At 38.9% G+C, this 22,806-nt stretch carries 22 protein-coding genes and 1 other annotated feature; of the genes, 21 read left to right on the top strand and 1 reads right to left on the bottom strand.

The genetic code is table 11. The annotated features are described in order from the left end of the window. The first annotated feature begins 26 nt into the window (after positions 1–26). From yqfC to cccA, 19 genes are all read left to right on the top strand, one after another. A complete protein-coding gene (gene yqfC / locus AC625_RS16065) occupies positions 27–311 on the top strand; it encodes a sporulation protein YqfC (protein WP_028391848.1) in 285 nt (94 codons plus the stop codon). A 16-nt stretch (positions 312–327) separates the two neighbouring features. Further along, complete coding sequence (gene yqfD / locus AC625_RS16060; protein WP_049682197.1) at positions 328–1,515, top strand: sporulation protein YqfD; 1,188 nt, start codon at positions 328–330, stop codon at positions 1,513–1,515. Positions 1,516–1,518: 3 nt separating this feature from the next. Beyond that, complete coding sequence (locus AC625_RS16055) at positions 1,519–2,484, top strand: PhoH family protein (protein ID WP_049682196.1); 966 nt, start codon at positions 1,519–1,521, stop codon at positions 2,482–2,484. Positions 2,485–2,995: 511 nt separating this feature from the next. Beyond that, positions 2,996–5,155, top strand: coding sequence for an HD family phosphohydrolase (locus AC625_RS16050; RefSeq protein ID WP_049682195.1), 2,160 nt, complete (start codon positions 2,996–2,998; stop codon positions 5,153–5,155). Continuing rightward, a complete protein-coding gene (gene ybeY / locus AC625_RS16045; RefSeq protein ID WP_049682194.1) occupies positions 5,152–5,625 on the top strand; it encodes an rRNA maturation RNase YbeY in 474 nt (157 codons plus the stop codon). Before AC625_RS16050 ends, ybeY begins: the two co-directional genes overlap by 4 nt. Next, complete coding sequence (locus tag AC625_RS16040; protein ID WP_049682193.1) at positions 5,606–5,980, top strand: diacylglycerol kinase family protein; 375 nt, start codon at positions 5,606–5,608, stop codon at positions 5,978–5,980. The genes ybeY and AC625_RS16040 overlap by 20 nt, the downstream gene beginning before the upstream one ends. A gap of 67 nt (positions 5,981–6,047) precedes the next feature. Further along, complete coding sequence (locus AC625_RS16035) at positions 6,048–6,446, top strand: cytidine deaminase (protein WP_049682192.1); 399 nt, start codon at positions 6,048–6,050, stop codon at positions 6,444–6,446. Beyond that, the gene (gene era / locus AC625_RS16030) at positions 6,439–7,368 is read left to right on the top strand and encodes a GTPase Era (protein ID WP_049682191.1); all 930 of its coding nucleotides are present in this window, start codon (positions 6,439–6,441) and stop codon (positions 7,366–7,368) included. Before AC625_RS16035 ends, era begins: the two co-directional genes overlap by 8 nt. 97 nt (positions 7,369–7,465) lie before the next feature. Continuing rightward, a complete protein-coding gene (locus AC625_RS26005) occupies positions 7,466–7,606 on the top strand; it encodes a YqzL family protein (protein ID WP_082191138.1) in 141 nt (46 codons plus the stop codon). A gap of 276 nt (positions 7,607–7,882) precedes the next feature. Continuing rightward, positions 7,883–8,635 (top strand): DNA repair protein RecO, encoded by a 753-nt coding sequence (gene recO / locus AC625_RS16025; protein WP_049682190.1) that lies wholly within the window; start codon positions 7,883–7,885, stop codon positions 8,633–8,635. A gap of 50 nt (positions 8,636–8,685) precedes the next feature. Continuing rightward, positions 8,686–8,871: a binding site (T-box leader), on the top strand. Between the two features lie 264 nt (positions 8,872–9,135). Then, entirely contained in the window at positions 9,136–10,017 is an 882-nt protein-coding gene (gene glyQ, locus AC625_RS16020) for a glycine--tRNA ligase subunit alpha (protein WP_049682189.1), read from the top strand. Between the two features lie 3 nt (positions 10,018–10,020). Next, the gene (gene glyS / locus AC625_RS16015) at positions 10,021–12,090 is read left to right on the top strand and encodes a glycine--tRNA ligase subunit beta (RefSeq protein ID WP_049682188.1); all 2,070 of its coding nucleotides are present in this window, start codon (positions 10,021–10,023) and stop codon (positions 12,088–12,090) included. Positions 12,091–12,358: 268 nt separating this feature from the next. After that, positions 12,359–12,997: a transcriptional regulator CcpN gene (ccpN, locus tag AC625_RS16010; protein WP_049682187.1), complete on the top strand. Its 639-nt coding sequence runs from the start codon at positions 12,359–12,361 to the stop codon at positions 12,995–12,997. Positions 12,998–13,021: 24 nt separating this feature from the next. Further along, positions 13,022–13,828, top strand: coding sequence for a pyruvate, water dikinase regulatory protein (locus AC625_RS16005; RefSeq protein ID WP_049682186.1), 807 nt, complete (start codon positions 13,022–13,024; stop codon positions 13,826–13,828). Positions 13,829–14,171: 343 nt separating this feature from the next. Continuing rightward, complete coding sequence (locus AC625_RS16000) at positions 14,172–14,675, top strand: YaiI/YqxD family protein (RefSeq protein ID WP_049682185.1); 504 nt, start codon at positions 14,172–14,174, stop codon at positions 14,673–14,675. Between the two features lie 29 nt (positions 14,676–14,704). Then, positions 14,705–16,513, top strand: coding sequence for a DNA primase (gene dnaG / locus AC625_RS15995; RefSeq protein ID WP_049682184.1), 1,809 nt, complete (start codon positions 14,705–14,707; stop codon positions 16,511–16,513). Positions 16,514–16,551: 38 nt separating this feature from the next. Next, positions 16,552–17,685 carry an RNA polymerase sigma factor RpoD gene (gene rpoD, locus AC625_RS15990; RefSeq protein WP_028391833.1) on the top strand — a complete coding sequence of 378 codons (1,134 nt, stop codon included), beginning with the start codon at positions 16,552–16,554 and terminating at the stop codon, positions 17,683–17,685. Positions 17,686–17,884: 199 nt separating this feature from the next. Then, the gene (locus AC625_RS15985) at positions 17,885–18,433 is read left to right on the top strand and encodes a hypothetical protein (RefSeq protein ID WP_049682183.1); all 549 of its coding nucleotides are present in this window, start codon (positions 17,885–17,887) and stop codon (positions 18,431–18,433) included. A 198-nt stretch (positions 18,434–18,631) separates the two neighbouring features. Beyond that, positions 18,632–19,000, top strand: coding sequence for a cytochrome c550 (cccA, locus tag AC625_RS15980; RefSeq protein WP_049682182.1), 369 nt, complete (start codon positions 18,632–18,634; stop codon positions 18,998–19,000). Between the two features lie 278 nt (positions 19,001–19,278). On the opposite strand, the gene AC625_RS15975 is transcribed toward cccA, so the two are convergent. Next, positions 19,279–20,544: an Nramp family divalent metal transporter gene (locus AC625_RS15975; protein WP_049682181.1), complete on the bottom strand. Its 1,266-nt coding sequence runs from the start codon at positions 20,542–20,544 to the stop codon at positions 19,279–19,281. Between the two features lie 388 nt (positions 20,545–20,932). Between AC625_RS15975 and AC625_RS15970 the strand changes: the two genes are divergently transcribed. Both AC625_RS15970 and AC625_RS15965 read left to right on the top strand, forming a co-directional pair. Next, on the top strand, positions 20,933–21,643 hold the full coding sequence (locus AC625_RS15970) for a tRNA (adenine(22)-N(1))-methyltransferase (RefSeq protein WP_049682180.1): 711 nt from the start codon (positions 20,933–20,935) through the stop codon (positions 21,641–21,643). Beyond that, entirely contained in the window at positions 21,640–22,761 is a 1,122-nt protein-coding gene (locus tag AC625_RS15965; protein ID WP_049682179.1) for a Nif3-like dinuclear metal center hexameric protein, read from the top strand. Before AC625_RS15970 ends, AC625_RS15965 begins: the two co-directional genes overlap by 4 nt. The last annotated feature ends 45 nt before the right edge of the window (positions 22,762–22,806 follow it).

Genomic DNA, 22,806 nt, shown 5'->3' with positions numbered 1-22,806 from the left:
ATTGAGATGAAAGGGGGTTCTTTTTTATGGCACAAAAATGGGGGCAGCGATTTAGAAGGCTTCTTGTTAAAACTATGGATCTGCCGCAAGATGTCATGATGGACCTGCCAAGAATCACGATGATTGGTCAATTACATATTTATATTGAAAATCATAGAGGGTTATTGAACTTTACAGATACAGAAGTCCGGCTTCTTTTAAAAAATGGGCAGCTTCTCGTTAAAGGACGTTCATTCGTGATCAAAACGATTTTGCCCGAAGAAATCATGTTAGAAGGCAAAATTGATCAGGTTTCTTATATAAACGAGTAAGCTTGGGAGGAGAATCATGAAGAATCAATGGACAAACTTGTACACAGGGTTTGTGGAGGTCAAGGCGAGTGGTAAAGGGACGGAGCGGTTAATAAATGAACTGATTAGACAAGGGGTGTCTGTATGGGATATCAGGAGAACGGCTCCTGGTATTCTTGTCTTTTGTATGGATGTGAAGGAAATTTCGAACCTGCGGAAAGCCGTTCGAAAAAATGAGTGTAAAGTTACCTTTGTAAAAGGAAGCGGTGGTCCATTCATCATTAAAAGGTTAATCAAAAATAGCGGATTTGTCTTCGGCTTTTTTGCCTTTTTGATTACGATTTTCGTGCTGTCTAATATGGTTTGGGGAATCGAAGTCCACGAAGCAAGCCCAGATACTGAGCATGCGATTCGGAAAGAATTGGATAAGATGGGGATAAAAAAAGGCAAGCTTCAATTCTTGTTGCTTGATGTGGATGAGATCCAAAAGCAGTTAGGAGATAAAATTGATGTGTTAACATGGGTAGGTGTAGATTTAAAAGGTACAACCTATCACTTCCAGGTTGTTGAAAAAGAGACGCCGGAAGAAGTGAAAACCTATTCTCCACAACATCTTGTCGCTAAGAAAAAAGCCATTATTAAGAAGATGCTTGTTGAAAAAGGCAAGCCCATCGTTAGTATCAATGATTACGTCACAAAAGGGCAGCTGCTCGTATCTGGTCTAATTGGCAAAGAAGATAAGCCGCAAATGGTACCGGCAATTGGCAAGATTATGGGAGAAACATGGTATAAGGCAACGGTTGAAGTTCCTCTAAAAACACATTTTTCTGTGTTTAATGGTGATGAATCAACTAGACACTCTATAGCCATCGGTGGTCTCTCTATTCCAGTTTGGGGATTTAAGAACCCGGATTATCCAGACTACGTAACAGAAACAACGTCTGCGCCTTTCTATTTTTTGCAATGGAAAATGCCAATTTCCTATAAAGCGCAAACGCTAAGAAGTAAAGAAGAGTTGATTAGGGAATATACGAAGAATGAAGCCGTGAAAGAAGCAAGAAAAATGGCAAAGGCGAGCTTAGAAAAAGAACTTCCAGAAGATGCGGAGATTATTAGCGGAAAAATTTTGCACGAAAGCATAGAAAATGGTAAAGTTATACTATCAATACATTATCAGGTTATCGAAAACATTGCGATTGGGCAACCAATTATTCAAGGAGACTAGCGAATGTCAGAAGATATAAAAGCGATTAACGTAAGGCTTGAATCTCCCCATGAAGCGCAAGCGCTGCTTGGTAATGGGGATGTACATATTAAGGTGCTTGAAGAAGAATTGCAGGTTTCCGTAATTACACGCGGAGAAGGCATAACGATTGCGGGCGAACTAGATCGTGCTGCTCTTTGTGAGGATGTTTTACGATCTCTTCTTGCTATTATTCGTAAAGGCATCAATATAAGTGGACGAGATGTGATCTATGCACTCGAACTTGCTAAAAAAGGAACACTTGAGTACTTTGCCGATTTATATGAAGAAGAAATTGGCAAAAATGCGAAAGGTAAATCGATACGTGTCAAAACGCTTGGACAGCGCCATTACATCCATTCGATTAAGAAGCATGATCTTGTTTTTGGTATTGGTCCAGCGGGTACTGGTAAAACATACTTAGCGGTTGTGATGGCCATCAATGCATTGAAAAACGGTCAGGTGAAGCGAATTGTTTTAACTCGTCCAGCAGTAGAAGCTGGTGAAAGTTTAGGTTTTCTTCCAGGTGACTTGAAGGAAAAGGTCGACCCATATTTAAGACCATTGTATGATTCTCTCCACGATATGCTTGGCGTGGAGCAGACACAAAGAATGATGGAACGTGGTACAATCGAGATCGCCCCCCTAGCATATATGAGGGGAAGAACCCTAGATGATGCTTTTGTTATCCTTGATGAAGCGCAAAACACCACTCAAGCCCAAATGAAAATGTTCTTAACAAGACTAGGCTTTGGGTCGAAAATGGTCATAACGGGGGACCGATCACAGATTGATCTTCCAAAAGGAGTGAAGTCTGGTTTAATTGCAGTAGAAGGGGTATTAAAGGAAGTGAAAGGCCTTTCTTTCATCTATCTCGAGCAGAGTGACGTAGTCCGCCATCCATTAGTTGCGAAAATTATCTCCGCCTATGATACGGTAGAAGATCAATAAAGATGTTACATAAGGGTTAGAGCTCGTACTTTATACACGATTTACAGTGTATAGGAGATATGAGTTCTGACCCTTTTTCGTGATAAGTTTTTTTAAAAGGAGTTTAAGTCTTGTTCAATAACCGATACTGGTAAAAAGGAAAAAAAGATGAGTTTTCTTCTGTAATCAGTGATAAGAGGATGAAATGCCGATTGAAAACTGTTATGATTTTACATGATAGATGTTGTTCAATAAGTCCGGTAAAAAAGCTTGCAAATTGCATTAACGCTCATTGAAGACCTTCTGTTAAAATCACACACGTCATGACGTGCAACACAGAAGTCAGTATATCCTATCCTGTGCAAGTCGGGTCTTGACGTATCACTGCAACTGCATATACGCAAGGTTAGAGATACAAGCTTTTAGAACCTTTCGACTCTTTTTATCGTCCTTTTTGAACAAGTACTAATAGACGGATGCCAATTCTTATGTATACATAATTTGATGTGAAACAAAATAGGAGGGGCGATTTTTGAGACTAGTTCAAGAATATGTGCGTAAATTAAGAGAGCTATTAGGAAATAGATTTGTCCGGGTTTTACTGTTTGTACTAATAGGTGTGTATTGCTGCTTTATTATGTTTTCAAATGTAAAACCAGAGAAAATTAATATCCAATTGTTTCAGCCTTCTGAACAAACGATTCGAGCCACGAAAACTGTTGAAGATACATATAAAACTGAACAGGAGAAAGCAGAAGCAACAAAGCAAGTATCAGATGTGTACACGCTAAAAAAAGAATATGCCCAAAATAAAGTCGATTTAATTTCATCTATTTTCGATTCTGCTTTGGAAGTAAAGAAAGAAGCAGAAGAAACGATCAGAAAAGATGAAACCGGAAAAAATATTCCAGTTTCGACGAAAGACCAATTATCCTTACTTAAGGAAAAACTAACAGAAGATGTGAGTCGGGAAATTGGTGATACTGTACTGACATCTCTTGTTAATGCGGACGAAGATGAACTGAACATTACGAAGGACTTGACAATAACAGCTGTCAATAATGTCATGAGCACAAAAATTGCCGCTAATGATGTGGAAAACGCGAAGAAAAAGGCAGAAGAAGAGCTAAGGTATGCTAGTATTAGTTCAGAGCTAAAGTCTGCTTCCTTTTCTTTGGCACGAAATGCGATTATCCAGAATTATTTCTTTGATCGAGAGAAGACAGAGGATCAAAGGCGAAAAGCAATAGAAACTGTTGAACCAGTAAAAATTCTGCAAGGACAAATCATTGTTGAAGAAGGACAACTTGTGGAACGGGAAGTATATAGACAGCTTGAATTAGCAGGTTTTCTTAATAATGAAAATACAATTTATCCGTTTGCTGGATTGTTTCTCCTTGTGTTCATTTCGCTGGCAGGATTTTATTATTACTTTTATCATTCCAATGATCTCGAAATAAGCAAAACCAATCAAATGTTGATTTTTGCCCTCGTGTTTATTTTGAGTATCGGGACGATGAAAATATTCAGTTTACTGGGCGAACTTAAATACGGGGAAATTGGCTATTTTTTTCCGGCTGCACTTGCAGCTATGTTATTAAAAATTTTGCTGAATGAGCGATTTGCCGCGGCGATTATGATTATTCTAGGTGCATTTGGCTCGATTATTTTTAATACGGAGACTCCAGGTAATCTTAACTATACAATTGGGTTATACATATTATTTAGTGGCATTGCCGCAATTGTTGTCATGTCTCGAAAAAACTTCCAAGTAAAAATTTTACAGGCAGGCCTTGTATTATCAGTGATTAATATTTTGCTCGTGTTTGCCATTACGTCTATTACGAATGGCAACTATACGAAGATGGAGTTTATGATTTATTCGCTTGCTGCAATCGTATCTGCATTAGGATCAGCTGTGTTAACAATTGGTTTACTGCCATTTTTTGAAGCTGGTTTTGGCATTCTATCGTCCATTAAATTACTTGAACTTGCTAATCCAAATCATCCTCTTATTCGGAAAATACTGACGGAAGCCCCAGGTACATATCATCATAGTGTGATGGTTGCGAATCTGGCAGAGTCAGCTTGTGAAGCGATTGGGGCGAACGGGTTGCTTGCAAGAGTAGGATGTTATTATCATGATATTGGGAAAACAAAACGGCCACATTTTTTCATAGAAAATCAAATGAATAGTGAGAACCCACATGACAGGTTGCCACCTGAAACGAGTAAGGATATCATTATTGCTCATGCTGTCGATGGAGCAGTGATGCTTAGGAAGCATAAGTTCCCCCAGGAAATTGTTGATATTGCAGAACAGCATCATGGGACGACGTTGCTGAAATTTTTTTACCACAAGGTTTTAAAGGAAGACGAAACAACACTTGAGGGAAGCTATCGTTATCCAGGCCCAAAAGCGCAATCTAAAGAGGTTGCCATTATCGGCATTGCGGATAGTGTCGAGGCTGCTGTTAGATCGATGAATCATCCGACACAGGAGAAAATAGAAGCGCTCGTACGTGCGATCATTACCGACCGCTTGAATGACAATCAATTTGATGAATGCAATATTACGATGCGTGAATTGCATGTAGTAAGAGAGGCTCTTTGTGAGTCCTTACACGGCATCTTCCACTCAAGAATAGAATATCCCGAAATGAATAAAACTGAACAGAAGGTGAATCTATGACGATAGAAATCGATTTTTTGGATGAGACAAATGAAGTGAGCGAAGCGGCAGTTGAACTTGTTGGTAAGGTGATTCAATTTGCTGCTCGTAAAGAAGGAATTGAAGCGGGCAGCGAATTATCTGTTACATTTGTAAGTAATGAACGGATCCGTGAAATCAACTTTGAATATCGCGATAAAGATTATGCAACAGACGTGATTTCCTTTGCGCTGGAGGAAATGGGTGAAGATGAAGTGGAAATAGTCGGTGACAATCTACCGAGAGTGCTAGGGGATATTATCATCTCGATTGAAAAAACAAAAGAGCAAGCTATGGAGTATGGTCATTCTTTCGATAGAGAGCTTGGATTTCTTGCACTGCACGGCTTTTTGCATTTATTAGGCTATGACCATATGAACGAAGCAGATGAAAAGGAAATGTTCTCGCGTCAAACGGACATTCTAGAAGCATATGGGCTTAAAAGAGACTAAGCCAAAGTCACCATTGAATAGGAGTTTTGGTTTCGCTTTTTGCGGCATCATTCAAGCGGTAAAATCAGAACGTAATATGAAGATTCATATGGTTATTGCGCTAATTGTGATCGGATTTGGCTTTTACTTCTCTTTGTCAGGAATCGAATGGCTGTTCATCTTGCTCGCGATTTCAGGTACGATTACTTTAGAAATGGTGAATTCAAGCATTGAAAGGGCCGTCGATTTGGCTACAGATCAAATTCATCCATTGGCAAAAGAAGCAAAAGATTTTGCAGCGGGCGCCGTTTTGATATATGCTATATTCTCTGTCATTATAGGATTCATCATCTTTTTACCGAAAATATTTTCTTAAAAAACCAAGTGGATTTATGCAACTGTAAACCAACTAAATCATCTTTTGATTGAAAGGAAGATAATAAATGGAATTATCTCAACTAATCTCTGAAGCGAAAATTGCGAGGGATAAAGCGTACACACCGTATTCCAAATTTAATGTAGGGGCGGCATTGCTCACAGCTGATGGCAAAGTGTACCATGGTTGTAATATTGAAAATGCTGCTTACTCCATGACCAACTGCGCCGAACGTACAGCCATTTTTAAAGCAGTTTCTGAAGGAGATACGAGATTTTCTGCTATTGCGGTTGTAGCTGACACTAAAAGACCCGTGCCACCATGCGGGGCGTGCAGACAAGTGATTGCTGAATTATGTCCAAAAGATATGAAAGTGGTTTTAACGAACCTAAATGGGGATATACAAGAACTAACAGTAGAAGAATTGCTTCCAGGAGCATTTACACCGGAGGATTTGAATGGATAAATTATTTGAAGATACGCAAGAAAAAGGGTACAAGTCAGGATTTATTTCGATTATTGGTCGACCAAATGTCGGAAAAAGTACCTTCTTGAACCGAGTGATTGGACAAAAGATTGCCATCATGAGCGATAAGCCGCAAACAACAAGAAATAAAGTTCAAGGCGTCCTGACGCAAAATGATTCACAAATGATTTTTATCGATACACCTGGCATTCATAAACCGAAGCATAAGTTAGGCGACTTTATGATGAAGGTTGCAACGAACACGCTAAAAGAAGTTGACCTAATCCTCTTCATGATTAATGCTGTTGAAGGATACGGACGTGGCGATGAATTTATTATTGAGAAATTGAAAAATGTTAAAACACCGGTTTTCCTAGTTGTAAACAAAATTGATCAACTACATCCAGATGAGTTATTCCCGTTGCTTGAAAAATATCAAGCGCTATATCCATTCACAGCTGTTGTGCCGATTTCTGCACTTGAAGGAAATAATGTCGAAACATTAGTCGGACAGATTAAGAAACATCTGCCAGAAGGTCCTCAGTTTTATCCAGCAGATCAAGTGACGGATCACCCTGAGCGCTTCATCATTTCTGAATTAATTCGAGAAAAAGTTCTTCACTTAACACGCGAGGAAATCCCGCATTCTGTTGCCGTTGTGATTGATTCGATTAAGAAGATGGATAATAGTGAAACGATTAATGTTATGGCGACGATTGTAGTTGAGCGAGACTCACAAAAAGGGATCGTCATTGGCAAGCAAGGGAAAATGCTGAAGGAAGTCGGCAGTCGTGCGCGTGTTGATATTGAAAATCTATTAGGTTCCAAAGTATTCCTAGAATTATGGGTGAAAGTTCAAAAAGACTGGCGCAATAAAATGTCTCAGCTCCGTGATTATGGATTTAACGAGGACGAATATTAATTAACAATATTTACTCCTTATGAAAATGGATAGAAGGGTCAAGATACTAATAGGTCAGAAAAAAGAATCATGCTACTCACGAAAGGTGGGCTTTACGATGTTAGAATTTACCTGGGGAATGTTTAGTCAAACCGGTAATATTGATACCTATCTTCTTTTTAAAGAATTAGAGGTGGAAAAATGCGGTCGAGCCGAGGATGACGAAGAGATAGCTGAAATTGATTTTCCTGTTACCTGATGTGCGTCTTGATTTCTAAATATGCATTATTAATAGTTAAAGGCGCCGTGGCTCGAAGGAGTCAGGCGTTCTTTGCGCTTTTTAGAGAGGGGACGGAGCTTCGTCAACTTTAAGATTGTTACCAAGTAAATTGCAAGGTAAACTAGAGTTTGAGTGAAAATCGATAAATTCTAACTATGCTTCGTCATCTTCTTTGTTTTATAAAGCATTCCTTTAAATTAGATTGTGGCGTTTTAACGCCAAATTGTTTTTTTATGATTGGTGGGTGATCGTTGCTTGATACAAAAATGTGAAGGCATTGTCATACGGCGGACAGATTATGGCGAGAATAATAAAATTATTACCCTATACACTCGAGAGTTCGGTAAGATAGGCGTGATGGCAAGAGGAGCCAAAAAGCCTAATAACAGGCTCTCAGCCGTCACTCAGCTATTCTATTACGGATATTTTATCTTCACTCCTTCGAGCGGTCTCGGTAGTCTTCAACAAGGGGAAACAATCGATTCGATGCGCTCAATAAGGGAAGATATTTTTGCAACTGCTTATGCGTCTTATATGGTAGAACTGTTGGATAGGAGTGTGGATGATCGAAAGGCAAATCCGTTTCTGTTTGAGTTGCTTTATCAATCGCTCTATTACATAAATGAAGGCTATGATGCTGAAATTCTCAAGTTCATCTTCGAGATGAAGATGTTGCAGGTGAATGGACTTAGTCCTACGCTTAGTCAATGTGCTAGTTGCGGCAACAGTGAGGGCGAGTTCTCCTTTTCGATACGTGAAGGGGGTTTTCTTTGTCATCGCTGTGTTGGGAAAGATCGTTACCATATGAAGATTTCTCCTATGACCGTTAAATTGTTACGCCTATTTTATTACTTTGATTTATCTCGTCTCGGTAATATTTCTGTGAAAGCTGAGACAAAGAAAGAACTGCAGACGATCATAGACGCCTATTATGATGAATATTCCGGATTGCATTTAAAGTCCAAGAAGTTTTTAAAACAGATGGATTCGATGAAAGAACTATTTTAGAAATATTGACAACCGAGCAACTCTTCGTTAAAATTCAAAACATAATCAAATATAATGCGTTGAAGAAAAGGAGTACTTGATTTTTCTCCATATAAGCGAACCTGGGATGGTGTGAGCCGGGCTATGGATTTTCAAGGAAGGCGTTTCTGAGCATATTAGCTGCATTTGCAGATAAAAGAGGCCGTGTATCTACGCGGCAATTAGGGTGGAACCGCGGGTAAACTCTCGTCCCTATGCTACAGGCATAGGGACGGGAGTTTTTTGCATTTTTGAATGAAGGACATGAGGACTTAGGCTCCACGACTTACTATAATAGTCAGTCTACTATGTAGATATACTTTCTTTATTAAGAAAGTACTCTAAAATCCAGCTCCGCACCCCCACCATTGTGATTAGGGGAGTGTAGCGTCCTACAGGATGATCCTTCATAGTAAATGGTTTTTTAGTTTTAACGCTATAAGAGTTTTGTTAGAAAAAATAACATGTAATGGAGGAGCAGTATGAACATTCAAAATATGATTTTAACGCTGCAAAAGCATTGGTCAGAGCAAGGATGTATTTTAATGCAGGCATACGATGTCGAGAAAGGGGCCGGGACGATGAGTCCATACACATTCCTGCGGGCAATCGGGCCTGAGCCATGGAATGTTGCTTACGTTGAGCCATCAAGGCGTCCTGCAGATGGACGCTATGGTGAGAACCCAAACCGTCTTTATCAGCATCACCAATTCCAGATAATTATGAAACCATCACCAGATAATATTCAGGAACTGTATCTTGACTCCTTAAAAGCACTCGGAATTGACCCGCTTCAACATGATATTCGCTTTGTAGAAGATAACTGGGAAAACCCATCACTTGGGTGTGCCGGATTAGGTTGGGAAGTTTGGTTGAACGGGATGGAAATTACTCAATTTACCTACTTCCAACAAGTCGGTGGATTAGAATGTAAACCAGTATCTGTCGAAATTACTTATGGAATTGAACGGTTGGCGTCGTATATTCAAGAAAAAGAAAATGTCTTTGATCTTGAATGGACAAACGGCTTTACCGTTCGGGATATTTACGGACAGCCGGAATATGAGCATTCAAAATATACTTTTGAAACGTCAAATCTAGAGATGCTATTCCAATTATTTACGATGTATGAAAAAGAAGCGCACGCACAAATGGAAGCCGGACTTGTACACCCAGCTTATGATTATGTGTTGAAATGTTCGCATGTGTTTAACCTGCTGGATGCAAAAGGGGCCATTTCCGTTACGGAAAGAACAGGCTATATTGCACGCTGCCGTAATTTAGCTCGTAAGGTAGCGAAAACTTTCTATGATGAGCGTGAAAAATTAGGCTTCCCAATTTTAAAGCAGAAGGGAGAGAACTAAGCTATGAGTAAGCAAGATTTATTAGTGGAAATTGGATTAGAAGAAATGCCTGCAAGATTTGTTACAGCGTCGATGGAACAATTGTCTGATAAAGTGCAAAAATGGTTAACGAAAAAAGCGATACCTTTTGGAGAGGTCTCTATATTCTCAACACCTCGTCGTTTAGCCTTTTACATCCAAGACGTGGCAACGGCTCAAGCCGATATTGAGGAAGAAGCAAAAGGCCCTGCTAAGAAAATTGCTCAAGATGCAGAAGGAAATTGGTCTAAGGCGGCAATTGGGTTTACAAAAGGTCAAGGAATGACGGTCGAGGATATCTATTTTAAAGAGATTAACGGTGTGGAGTATGTTCATGTTAATAAGTTTATTAAAGGACAGCCGACTCTCCAATTATTAACAGAATTGAAGGAGATTATCATAAGCCTTTCATTTCCGAAAAATATGCGTTGGGCTAATCAGGATCTCCGCTTTGTTCGCCCAATTAAATGGCTCGTTGCACTATTCGGTGGCGAAGTGATTCCATTTGAAATTGCGGGAGTGGAAACAGGTCGCCTGACAAAAGGGCATCGTTTTCTTGGAGAAGCTGTAGAAGTCATCACACCTGATCAATATGAAGAAGCGCTAGAACAACAATTTGTCATGGCAGATCCGAAAAAACGGAAGCAGTTGATTCTCGATCAAATTCATAAGATTGAAGAGGAAAACGGTTGGCAGATTCCTGTTGATGAAGAACTACTTGAAGAGGTTAATAATTTAGTGGAATATCCAACTGCTTTATTTGGGAATTTTGAAGCGGAATTCTTGGAGCTGCCGTCTGAAGTCTTGATTACTTCGATGAAAGAACATCAACGCTATTTCCCTGTTAAAAGTAAAGACGGCAAGTTGCTGCCCCACTTCGTGACTGTTCGTAACGGAAACGCAGAACATCTTGATAATGTTTCAAAAGGGAATGAAAAAGTGCTTCGTGCTCGTTTATCTGACGCTGATTTCTTTTATCGAGAAGATAAGAAAAAAGAGATTGCAACTGCGTTAGAAAAGTTAAAATCCATTGTGTACCACGAAGAAATTGGCACATTGGCTGAAAAAACAGTCCGTGTTCAAAAGCTCACTGGTATTCTTGCAGATCAGGTAGAACTTGGAGAGCAGAAAGAGCTTGCCTTACGTGCAGCGGAAATTGCCAAGTTTGATTTAGTGAGTCATATGGTTTATGAATTCCCTGAATTGCAAGGCTATATGGGAGAGAAATATGCATTATTAAAAGGCGAGCCAAAAGAAGTAGCAGCTGCAATTAATGAGCATTATATGCCTAGACATGCAGAGGACAGTGTTCCGCCATCGCCAATTGGAGCAGTTTTAAGTGTTGCTGAAAAAATTGATACAATCGTTTCGTTCTTTTCGATTGGCGTCATACCTACAGGCTCTCAAGATCCATATGCATTACGCAGGCAAGCTAGCGGCGTTGTTCAAATTTTAACAGAGAAAAAGTGGTCGATATCTCTAGAGAAATTACTCACATACGCTCTAGATGAAATGGAAGCGCACAGTCTTGTTAAACGAGACATTTCTGAAATCTCAGCGGACCTGTTGCAATTCTTTAAAGCACGTGTGAAGCATTTATTAACTGAAAAAGGCATTCGCTATGACTTGATTGATGCACTGCTAACAAACGAGATTGGCAACGTATCAGCCCTAGTAGAGCGGGCTTTAGTGCTTGAAAAAGAAAAAGACGGCTCTGAATTTAAAAAGAATATCGAAGCGTTAAGCCGAGTAATAAATATTGCCAGTAAGTGTGAGCAGAAGCAAATAATCGATCCGTCGCTATTCGAAAATAAAGAAGAAACATTATTGTATGAAAAATACCAAGAGGTCGCTTCTAGATACAGCGAAACAAATGATGAGGAAATTCGCTTCCAATTACTTGTGTCCCTTCAGCCGGAAATTGAGCAATATTTTGAACATACAATGGTTATGGCGGAGCAAGACTCTATTCGCGAAAATCGCTTATCACTCATGAAAGAAATTAGTGAGCTAGCAGAAAGCTTTGCCAGCTTGAATAAAATTTTATCCTTATAATAATTAAAAGATGCACCGGTCATCTATTATGAAATGACGGTGCATCTTTTAAGTCTTTTCTGATTATGATAACCGAATGGTTTACGCCCTTTTTAAGAAAGAAAGGGAATGAAACGTATCTAACAAGTTATCGATTACATGGCAAGTTAAACTAAATAGTGGCGGTTTAAGCCATGTTACATATTGATTTCTGTGCTCTTTTCTTCTAAATGGTATATAATAATGACTAATAGTATAGCTTAATAGGTTTCTCTGCTTAAGCAGTAGGGTGGTGATTAAAATCCAATTAAATAAACGCCAAGAATTGATTGTAGAAATTGTCAAAGAAAATGGACCGATTACCGGAGAACATATTGCAGATAGACTCAATTTGACTCGAGCTACACTTAGGCCGGATTTAGCTATTTTAACGATGGCTGGATTTCTCGATGCAAGGCCAAGGGTAGGTTATTTTTATACAGGTAAATCTAGCACTCAGCTCCTAACCGATAGTTTGAATAATATTTATGTGAAAGACTATCAATCGATTCCAGTCGTTATTAATGAAAGCATATCGGTCTATGATGCCATTGTAACGATGTTTCTTGAGGATGTGGGAACGATGTTTGTTGTCGATAAGCATGCGTTGCTTGTTGGCGTTCTTTCACGTAAAGATTTATTAAGGGCGAGCATCGGAAAGCAGGAGTTGGCTACGGTTCCTGTAAATATTATTATGACAAGAATGCCGAACATAACGATGTGTACAAAGGAAGATTTAATGATCGACGTCGCTAAGAAATTGATTGAAAAGCAGATTGATGCTTTACCGGTCGTGAAAGAAGTTGAAAGTGGATTAGAAGTGGTAGGACGAATCACTAAAACGAATATAGCCAAGGCTTTCGTTGCTTTAGCTGATGAAAGCTATTAGAGACTTTAGGGGGGATGGGAAGAAATGAAAGGTTCGATTATTTTTGTAGTTTCCGATTCAATTGGTGAAACAGCAGAACTTGTCACAAAGGCAGCAGCCAGCCAGTTTTCAGCTAATCATTTTTCAATAAAACGAATTCCGTATATTGAAGATGAACAAGGTGTGGATGAAGTGATTGCCCTTGCAAGTTTAAATCAGGCAATTATTGCGTATACACTCATAAAACCGGATATTCGAGCATATATGAAAGAACAGGCTGAAATGGAAAACGTATTAGCATATGATATCATTGGGCCGCTTATGGACATGCTTCAGCAGCGAGCTGAAACATTGCCACTCAATGAGCCAGGGCTTGTTCGCAAACTTGATGATAACTACTTCAAACGAGTTGAAGCGATTGAATTTGCGGTAAAATATGATGATGGCCGTGACCCGCGTGGCATTCTTCGAGCTGATATTGTTCTTGTTGGTGTCTCAAGAACATCGAAAACACCTTTATCACAATATTTGGCACTTAAGCGTTACAAAGTTGCGAATGTTCCACTTGTTCCTGAAGTTGACCCACCGGAAGAGTTGTATCTCGTTCCTCCAGAACGATGTTTTGGGTTAAAAATCAGTCCTGAAAAACTGAACACGATTCGTAAAGAACGCTTAAAATCGCTTGGGTTAGGTGATCATGCGATTTATGCCAATGTAGAACGGATTAAAGAAGAACTTAAGAATTTTGATAGCATCGTTGCAAACTTGAATTGCCCAATCATTGATGTGACGAATAAAGCGGTGGAAGAAACAGCTAACACCATCATTAATATAATAAATAATCGCAAATAAACGTTTGCCGCTATATCAAATGGCGGCTCCTTTTTATGGTTTAAGAATTTTATTCACAAAAAAAGTAATGAATACGTAGTGGGTTTTGCACCCAATATTCTTCCAACAGATTTTAAACTAATAGAAAAAGAATTCAATCGTGTGATTCCAAGCTTTTTAAGGTGAAATGGTGGCAACTTTTAAACAATTGTACTATAATAAAAAATTGTGAGAAAAACGAAATTTTAGGTTTAGTATTAATTAATACGGAATAAACTATAAATATTAGAATGTCAAGGAATTCATCATGATAAAATTCGACAGATGTTCTTTTCGGCAAAGAATCGAAGGAGAAAAAAGGATTATGCAGAAAGATGTAGAATTAGTACTTATGATGAATGAAAAACCAACGATTTATGTAGATGCTGATGCGTGTCCCGTAAAAAGTGAAACATTGCACTGTGCAAAACCTTTTGATGTTTCGGTTGTTTTTGTCGCTTCATATAAAAATATGATGAATGATCCTGAAGGTGAATGGATCTATGTGGATGCAGACAAAGAAGCAGCTGATCTTCAAATTGTAAATTCCGTAAAAAAAGGTGATATCGTGATTACTGCTGATATCGGATTAGCCGGAACCCTGCTCGCTAAACGAGTTTATGTGCTTTCTCCTCGTGGAAAGGAATATACAGAGGACAAAATTATGTCACTTCTTGATATGCGTTATCAATCTGCCAAACTTCGCAGGCAAGGTAAGCATACAAAAGGACCTAAATCGTTTACAAAGGAAGACAGAAAAGCATATGTTGAAAAACTTATGGAAATTTTGTCGAACTTTGCAGGAAATGACGGATCTGTGTCGAATTAAGAACAAACACCGAATTGTAAGGTGAAAATATGGCGAATGCCCGAATAGAAGATGAAAAATTAAATCAAATCCGAGAAGCTGTGGATATCGTCGATTTAATTGGCGAATACGTCCAGCTAAAAAAACAAGGGCGAAATTATTTCGGCCTTTGTCCGTTTCATGGTGAAAGCACCCCTTCCTTTTCAGTATCAGCTGATAAGCAAATCTTTCATTGTTTTGGCTGTGGAGCAGGTGGCAATGTGTTTACTTTTTTAATGGATATTGAAGGCTACAGCTTTATCGAGGCCGCCAAAAAGGTTGCTGAAAAAGGAAATATCCCATTAGATGTCGAAATAAACCAAGAATCATCTCGCCCTCAGATCCCGGTTGAATCTAAACAGATTATTGAAGCACATGATCTTTTGAAAAAATTCTATCATCATCTCCTTGTCAATACAAAAGAGGGGCAAGACGCATTAGAATATTTACTTCAACGGGGATTTACGGAAGAAGCCATCGAAAAATTCCAAATTGGCTATTCATTGGATTCGTGGGACTTTGTGTATAAATTCCTCACAAAGAGGGGATATGAGCCGGAGCTTTTAGAAAAAGCTGGTTTGACCATTTTACGAGAAAGAGATGGCACCTACTTTGATCGTTTTCGAAATCGAATCATGTTTCCCATTATGGATCATCAAAGTAATACGGTTGCGTTTTCGGGGAGAGCCCTTGGTCAGGATGAGCCGAAATATTTAAACAGTCCCGAAACACCGGTATTTAATAAAAGTCAGGTTTTGTATAATTTTCATACTGCAAGGCCACATATTCGGAAGAAAGAACAAGTTGTCATATTTGAAGGATTTGCTGATTGCATTTCAGCTGTCCGTGCAGGTGTTGAACAATCGGTAGCAACAATGGGAACTTCCTTGACTGAACAGCATATTCAAATGCTTAAGCGGAATACCGACCAGGTTTTGATATGCTATGATTCAGACTCCGCTGGAATGAACGCAGCAAACAGGTCACTAAATATGCTTCTTCAAAGCGGATTTCAAGTGAAGGTAGCCGTCATGCCTGATCAACTTGACCCCGATGACTACATAAAGAAATATGGCGAGAAAAGCTTTAATTCTGAAGTAATAGGGGCCAGTTTGACACATATGGCATTTAAAATGCTTTTCCTTCGTAAAGGAAAAAACTTAAATAATGAAGGAGATCGCATTCAATATATTGAAGATATACTACAGGAGATTTCAAGGCTTGCAAATCCGGTTGAAAGAGATCATTATTTGCGTCAACTTTCTTCTGAATTCTCCCTTTCATTGGATGCGCTAGAGCAGCAACAACGGCAAGTTTTTTTCTCGGAAAAAAAGAAAGGGAATATTACTTCGCCTGCTCCTCCTAAAATGAATTCTTTACAATATGAGCGAAAGCTTAGACCCGCTCATTATAACGCTGAACGAATGATGATTGCCCATATGTTAAAAAGCAGGGAAATCACCGCGAAAATTCAAGCGCTGCTCGGAACGACCGTTTTTCATGTAGATGAACATCAAGCGATTATTACGTACTTATATGCATTTTATGAAGATGGCCACGAGCCTGATGCGAGTTTTTTCTTAACATACCTGCCTGATCAAAACTTGAGAAGAATTGTTTCTGAGATAGAAATGATGTCAGTGAATGAGGAAGTTACCGACAAAGAGCTGACAGATTATCTAAATCAAGTGTTGAAATATGAAAAGATGTTAATGATAAAAGAAAAAGAAGCAGAACGAAAAGAAGCAGAACGCCGCAGTGATCATCTTAAAGCGGCAGAGATTGGTATGGAAATTATTCAATTACGAAAATTATTATAGTTGGTTGAATTGTGTAAGTTTTGGAAGGAGGGGAACAAATGGCTGAAAAATCAGCACGTTCCAAAGAGGTTGACAATAATGATTTGAATCTTGATCAGGTGAAAGAACAATTGCTTGAGTTAGGGAAAAAGAAAGGGTCATTATCCCTTGAAAAGATTGCAGCGCGACTCGGGAGTTTTGAACTAGATTCAGATCATATGGATGAGTTCTACGAATTTTTAGGTGAGCATGGCGTCGAAATTCTTACGGATGGTGAGGAAGAAGACGAGGATGATCCAAATGTTCAAGAATTGGAAAAAGAAGAAGAGTTTGATTTAAACGATTTAAGTGTACCACCAGGGGTGAAAATTAACGACCCTGTTCGCATGTATTTGAAAGAAATCGGCCGAGTGGATTTATTATCTGCCGAAGAAGAAGTATCCCTTGCAGAGCGTATCGAAGAAGGCGATGAAGAAGCAAAACGCCGTTTAGCTGAAGCGAACCTTCGACTAGTAGTAAGTATTGCTAAACGCTATGTAGGCCGAGGAATGCTCTTCTTAGATCTTATCCAAGAAGGAAATATGGGTTTGATTAAAGCTGTCGAGAAGTTTGATTATCGTAAAGGATTCAAATTTAGTACGTACGCCACATGGTGGATCCGCCAAGCCATTACTCGTGCGATTGCCGACCAAGCACGTACGATTCGGATTCCTGTGCATATGGTTGAGACGATCAATAAGTTAATTCGTGTTCAAAGACAATTGCTTCAGGATCTTGGCCGAGAACCTTCTCCAGAAGAAATTGCTGAAGACATGGATTTGACTCCTGAAAAAGTTCGTGAAATCTTGAAAATTGCACAAGAGCCAGTATCACTAGAAACGCCAATTGGGGAAGAAGATGACTCCCATTTAGGTGACTTCATTGAAGATCAAGATGCGACATCACCTTCTGAGCATGCTGCCTACGAGTTATTGAAAGAACAGCTTGAGGATGTTCTGGATACACTAACAGACCGTGAAGAAAACGTACTTCGTCTTCGCTTTGGTCTTGATGATGGTCGTACACGCACACTTGAAGAAGTAGGCAAAGTATTTGGTGTTACGAGAGAACGTATCCGTCAAATCGAAGCGAAGGCACTGCGTAAACTAAGACACCCAAGCCGAAGCAAACGTTTGAAAGACTTCTTAGAATAAGATATCCCTTCATGTAGATTTTTTAAAAACCTAAGGTCTGACCTAACACTCTATATATCGTTTATTGTGTCATCTAAACGATATATAGATGGAGGGTCTGACCTTTATTTTGTTTACTAGCACATAAAGGCGCTCAGGCTAAAGAATGTATGTAATCTACCGATATAGTTAATAAACGATTGCTTTAGGATGTGCGTATATGAACGAGACGCGAAAGAAAGTCATTATCCAAGAAATTATTTACTGGAAAAGGAACAGATTACTGCCAGAACAATATTGTGATTATTTACTCGTGCTTTACAGCGGCGGTGAAGAAGTGAATCCTACCAACTCAACTAGGACAACTTCAAGAAAAAAAGCAAATTATCTTTATGGCATCGTAGTACTCCTTTTATTTTTTACTCTATTTTTGAATTATTTTACTCAATTTGCTGATGGTTTGCAAATGGGTCTGACCTATTTTTTACTTTTTTCTCTAATTATCTGTACCCTATTATTTTATAAGAACAATATTCAATATCAGTTTCCACTTATTGGTTCCACGATTGTATTACTGTTAGCGACGATACAAACTGCTGAGTACATGGCTTCTGGACAAGCAATCGTCCTATATGTACTTTTAATTGTCAATTGTGTGATTTGGTTTGTTTTAGGTAAAAAGTTGAAAATGATATATTTCCTAGTTTCGGGAATATTGGGATTAACAGTAATTTTTTACATCATAGTTAGATTATACATTAATTTTTGAAAATAAAAAATATTCCATTGTTTTTTTCTATAAGTTTATAAATACTTTATCGGAGACAGGATAAATTTGCCTTAAATAAGAAATTATATAAGTTATTCGTGTTTAGGTCTTTTCCTTATTTCTTTTTTCTAGTAAACTAAAGATGCCTGTATATTTATTTATTATGGACAGAATAGTAATACATAGGGAGGTAATTCTATGAAACGCAATCCAGTTATTCCATTTATTCTTATTATGGTGCTTGGAATTGGCTTGATGTTCATGCTTTCTTTCAAGGGGCTTGGTGATGCAAAAAACATCGCTAAGGAAGCAGAAGGCGGTGGCGAAAAGACGGGGGAGCAAGTTGCTGCTTCACCAGAGGAACTGTATAAAACTAAAAGTTGTATTGGGTGTCACGGAGGAAACTATGAAGGTGGAGTGGGTCCTAAATTAGCTGGCGTAGGCGATCATTTATCAGTGGATGAAATCAAAAATGTCATCAAAAATGGTAAAGGCCCAATGCCAGCAGGATTGATTCCAGAAGGTAGTATCGATGCGATGGCGGAATTTATTCATGGTTTGAAATAATGTAAGCGGGTAGCAGCATTTCTATATGGAATGCTGCTGTTTTTTTAGGAATTCTCTCATAAGGCAAGAATTTTGACGGATCCACTTGGGTGAACCATCTCACACGCAGCGAGTTCCGTAAAATAGAACATCGACGAAAGAATGTAATTATACGTCAACTCGAGAATATACGCGTCAAATTGAAAAAGAGCAGATTCCAATAAAATTTGGGCATCTGCTCTTTTGACTATACGTAGTTTCCGGCATGGATGGTTCGTGTAATCGTGTAACAATAAAAGTTATCCAAATAAGGTAGAATACAATAAAAATAAATTGAGACAAATAATTAAGATCGCGACAATCCAAGCGATTATCGTTGTTATTCGGTGGTTTGTAAGATTACCCATAATTTTTTGGTTACTCGTAAACATGATTAATGGCACTAAAGCAAACGCGATTCCAAAAGAAAGGACTACTTGACTCATAACGAGAGCCTTAGATGGGTTAACACCCATCATAATGATTGCTAACGGCGGAATCATCGTAATAATTCGTCTTAAATAGATCGGTACTCTTCTTTTGATAAAACCCTGCATGACGATATCACCCGTCATCGTACCAACAGAAGAACTTGAAAGTCCTGCCGATAATAGGCCAATACCGAAAAATATCGCTACAGAAGGACCGAGTAATACGCTAAATTGATTAAAAGCGACATCTAAATCCTCGACGAATAAACCATTTTTATGAAAAAGCGCCGCAGCTACGATTAACATACTAGCATTGATTGCGCCGGCAATGAGCATAGCAATCATGACATCAACTAACTCAAAACGAAAGATTTTTTTTCGTTCACTATCATTTTTTCCGACTATTCTATTCTGTGTTAAAGCAGAATGTAAATAAATGGCATGTGGCATAACAGTCGCTCCAAGCATCCCAGCAGAAATTAAAATGCTATCTACATTTTCAAATTTAGGTGTAAAGAGTCCTGAAAGAACAGAAGAAGTATCAGGTTGTGCAAAAAAGACTTGAATACCAAATGCAATCACGACAACAAAAATCATTCCTGTAATAACTGCCTCTAATGTACGTACGCCTCTTCTTTGAATTTCTAAAATAGCAAATGAACCGATAGCAGCAATAATTGCAGACGTTATGAGTGGAAGATCAAAAAGTAAATATAGGCCGAGAGCTGCGCCGATAAATTCAGCTAAGTCTGTAGCCATAATAACAATTTCTGCTTGGATCCATAACATGATGGAAGTTTTTTTTGAAAATCGCTCACGGGATACCTCAGCGAGATTTTTTCCTGTCGCGATTCCTAATTTAGCTGACATGGTTTGGATTAATGCAGCCATTAAATTAGAAGCGAAAATGACCCATAGTAATGTGTAACCATATTTCGAACCGGCTGCTATATTTGTAGCATAATTACCAGGGTCAATATATGCGACAGCTGCAATAAAAGCAGGGCCTAAAAAAGGCAGCAATCGTTTCATACCTTTAGCATCTCCACTTAATGAATGAGAAGCAGATTGTGTCAGTCCCTTCGAATTAGCCATGAATTTGGCAACCTCCTTTTTTGGTTTGACCGATAAAGTTTCCTTAAGGAAACTTTATTTGATGGTAACAATTATATTCGCTTAGTGTTAAAAATGTCAAAGATAAATAAATTTATTCCTGTTTCAAGTGCGAAAAGAATTGGTAATGCAAAATATGAAACAGATGTTATTGCATTAATCGAAAAAATATTGACCAAGAGGCGCCCTCTAAAAAAGGGAATACATTCAGATTATAAGTGTATGGTGAGTGCTAAGTTCAGGCCCTAGCTTGCTTGGCTTATGCTATTGCCTGAGTTTTTCTTATAATCGCAGTTCTTATCAATATTTGTTATACTTTATGTACGATGCCAATGTGTTTGGCTTTAAATTGAAAAGAGAGATGATAACTATGAATCATGAAAAACTGTCGATGAGATTAGAACGAGTTGCTACATATATACCAAAAGGGAGCGTGTTGGCTGATATCGGATCAGATCATGCGTATTTGCCCTGTTATGCGGTTCAGAAAGGGATATCCGCAAAAGCAATTGCGGGAGAAGTAGTGGAAGGGCCCTTTCAATCGGCAAAAAAACAAGTGAAGCAGACGGAATTAGAAGATCAAATAGATGTACGGTTAGGAAATGGCCTTGATGTGTTAGTGTCTGATGAGGCAACATGCATCACAATTGCTGGAATGGGTGGTATATTAATTTCTGCCATTCTTGAAAATGGGAAAGATAAGCTTGGTGCCGTAACGAGGCTTGTTCTTCAGCCAAATGTGGGGTCAAATATGGTCCGTCAGTGGCTGCTTGAAAATGATTGGGAATTGGTGAATGAAGAAATTCTTGAAGAGGATGGGAAAATTTACGAAATATTAATTGCTGAACGAGGACTACCTGCCAAGCCATATGCAAATCATGCTGAATCGGCTCTGCTTTTTGGACCATTTTTAATGGAGGAGCGTCATGAAGTATTTTTGAAAAAGTGGAAATTAGAAAAGGAACATTGGCAAAGAATTATCAGAGAGATGGATGAAAAGAGTCAGAATGCTGCAACAAACAGCAAGCGTCAGGAATTAATGAATCAGCTTCAAAAGCTTGAGGAGGTACTTGGGATATGAAAACAGCCAATGGTTACCAAATCATTGAATTATTTGAACAGTTTTCACCTAAGCGATACGCAGCTATGGAAAACGATCCGATCGGCCTCCAAATCGGCAGTTTGAAAAGGCCTGTAACAAAAGTATTGATTGCCCTTGATGTAGTTCCAGAAGTGGTTGATGAAGCAATCGAGGCAGGGGCCGAGCTAATTATTGCGCATCATCCATTTATTTTTCGTCCATTGAAAAAAATTGATATGACGGAAACAAGCGGCCAAGTGATTGAAAAGTTAATTAAGCATGACATCGCGGTCTATGCTGCGCATACAAATTTGGACGTGGCAAAAGGAGGAGTAAATGATTTATTGGCTGATGCATTAGAGTTGCAAAATCCGGAAGTGCTCGTACCTACACATGAAGTGAAGCTGAAGAAACTTGTCGTATATGTTCCAGTGGATACTGCGGATACAGTGAGAGTAGCAATTGGCAAAGCTGGAGCAGGTGCGATTGGCAACTATAGTGATTGTTCGTTTTCGATGGAAGGAACGGGCAGATTTTTACCGCAAGAGGGAAGTAATCCGACGATAGGTTCAAAAGGAATCATCGAAAGTGTTGCTGAGGTACGAATTGAAACGATTTATCCTGAGACGATTGAGCGAAAACTTCTCTCGGCTCTGATCAAGGCACATCCTTATGAAGAGCCTGCTTATGATCTATATGAGCTAGATAACACAGGGGAAGTATTGGGTCTCGGTAGGATTGGTACATTGAAAGAAGAAATGACACTTGAGCAATTCGCGGGCCATGTGAAGAAGACACTCGAGGTTGATACGGTCCGCATGGTAGGAAACCGTCAGACATTGGTAAAAAAAGTCGCAGTTCTAGGTGGAGATGGAAATAAGTATTTCACCCAAGCGATATTCAAAGGTGCCGATGTGTATGTAACGGGTGATATGTATTATCATATCGCGCACGATGCAAAAGCGATGGGATTAAATATTATTGATCCGGGGCATAATGTGGAAAAGGTTATGAAAAAGGGAGTAGCGAACGTCATGGCTGCTCGCTGCGGTGTGCAAGGACTATCTGTTGAATTTATAGCCTCGGAAATTCATACGGATCCATTTACGTTTCTCTAATTAAAATGAGGTTGTCTAAAAAAGGGCCAGACCTTACACTTTATA

Source organism: Peribacillus loiseleuriae, from assembly GCF_001183985.1.
GTDB classification, from domain to species: domain Bacteria; phylum Bacillota; class Bacilli; order Bacillales; family DSM-1321; genus Peribacillus; species Peribacillus loiseleuriae.
This window is presented reverse-complemented; position numbering and strand designations above follow the sequence as displayed.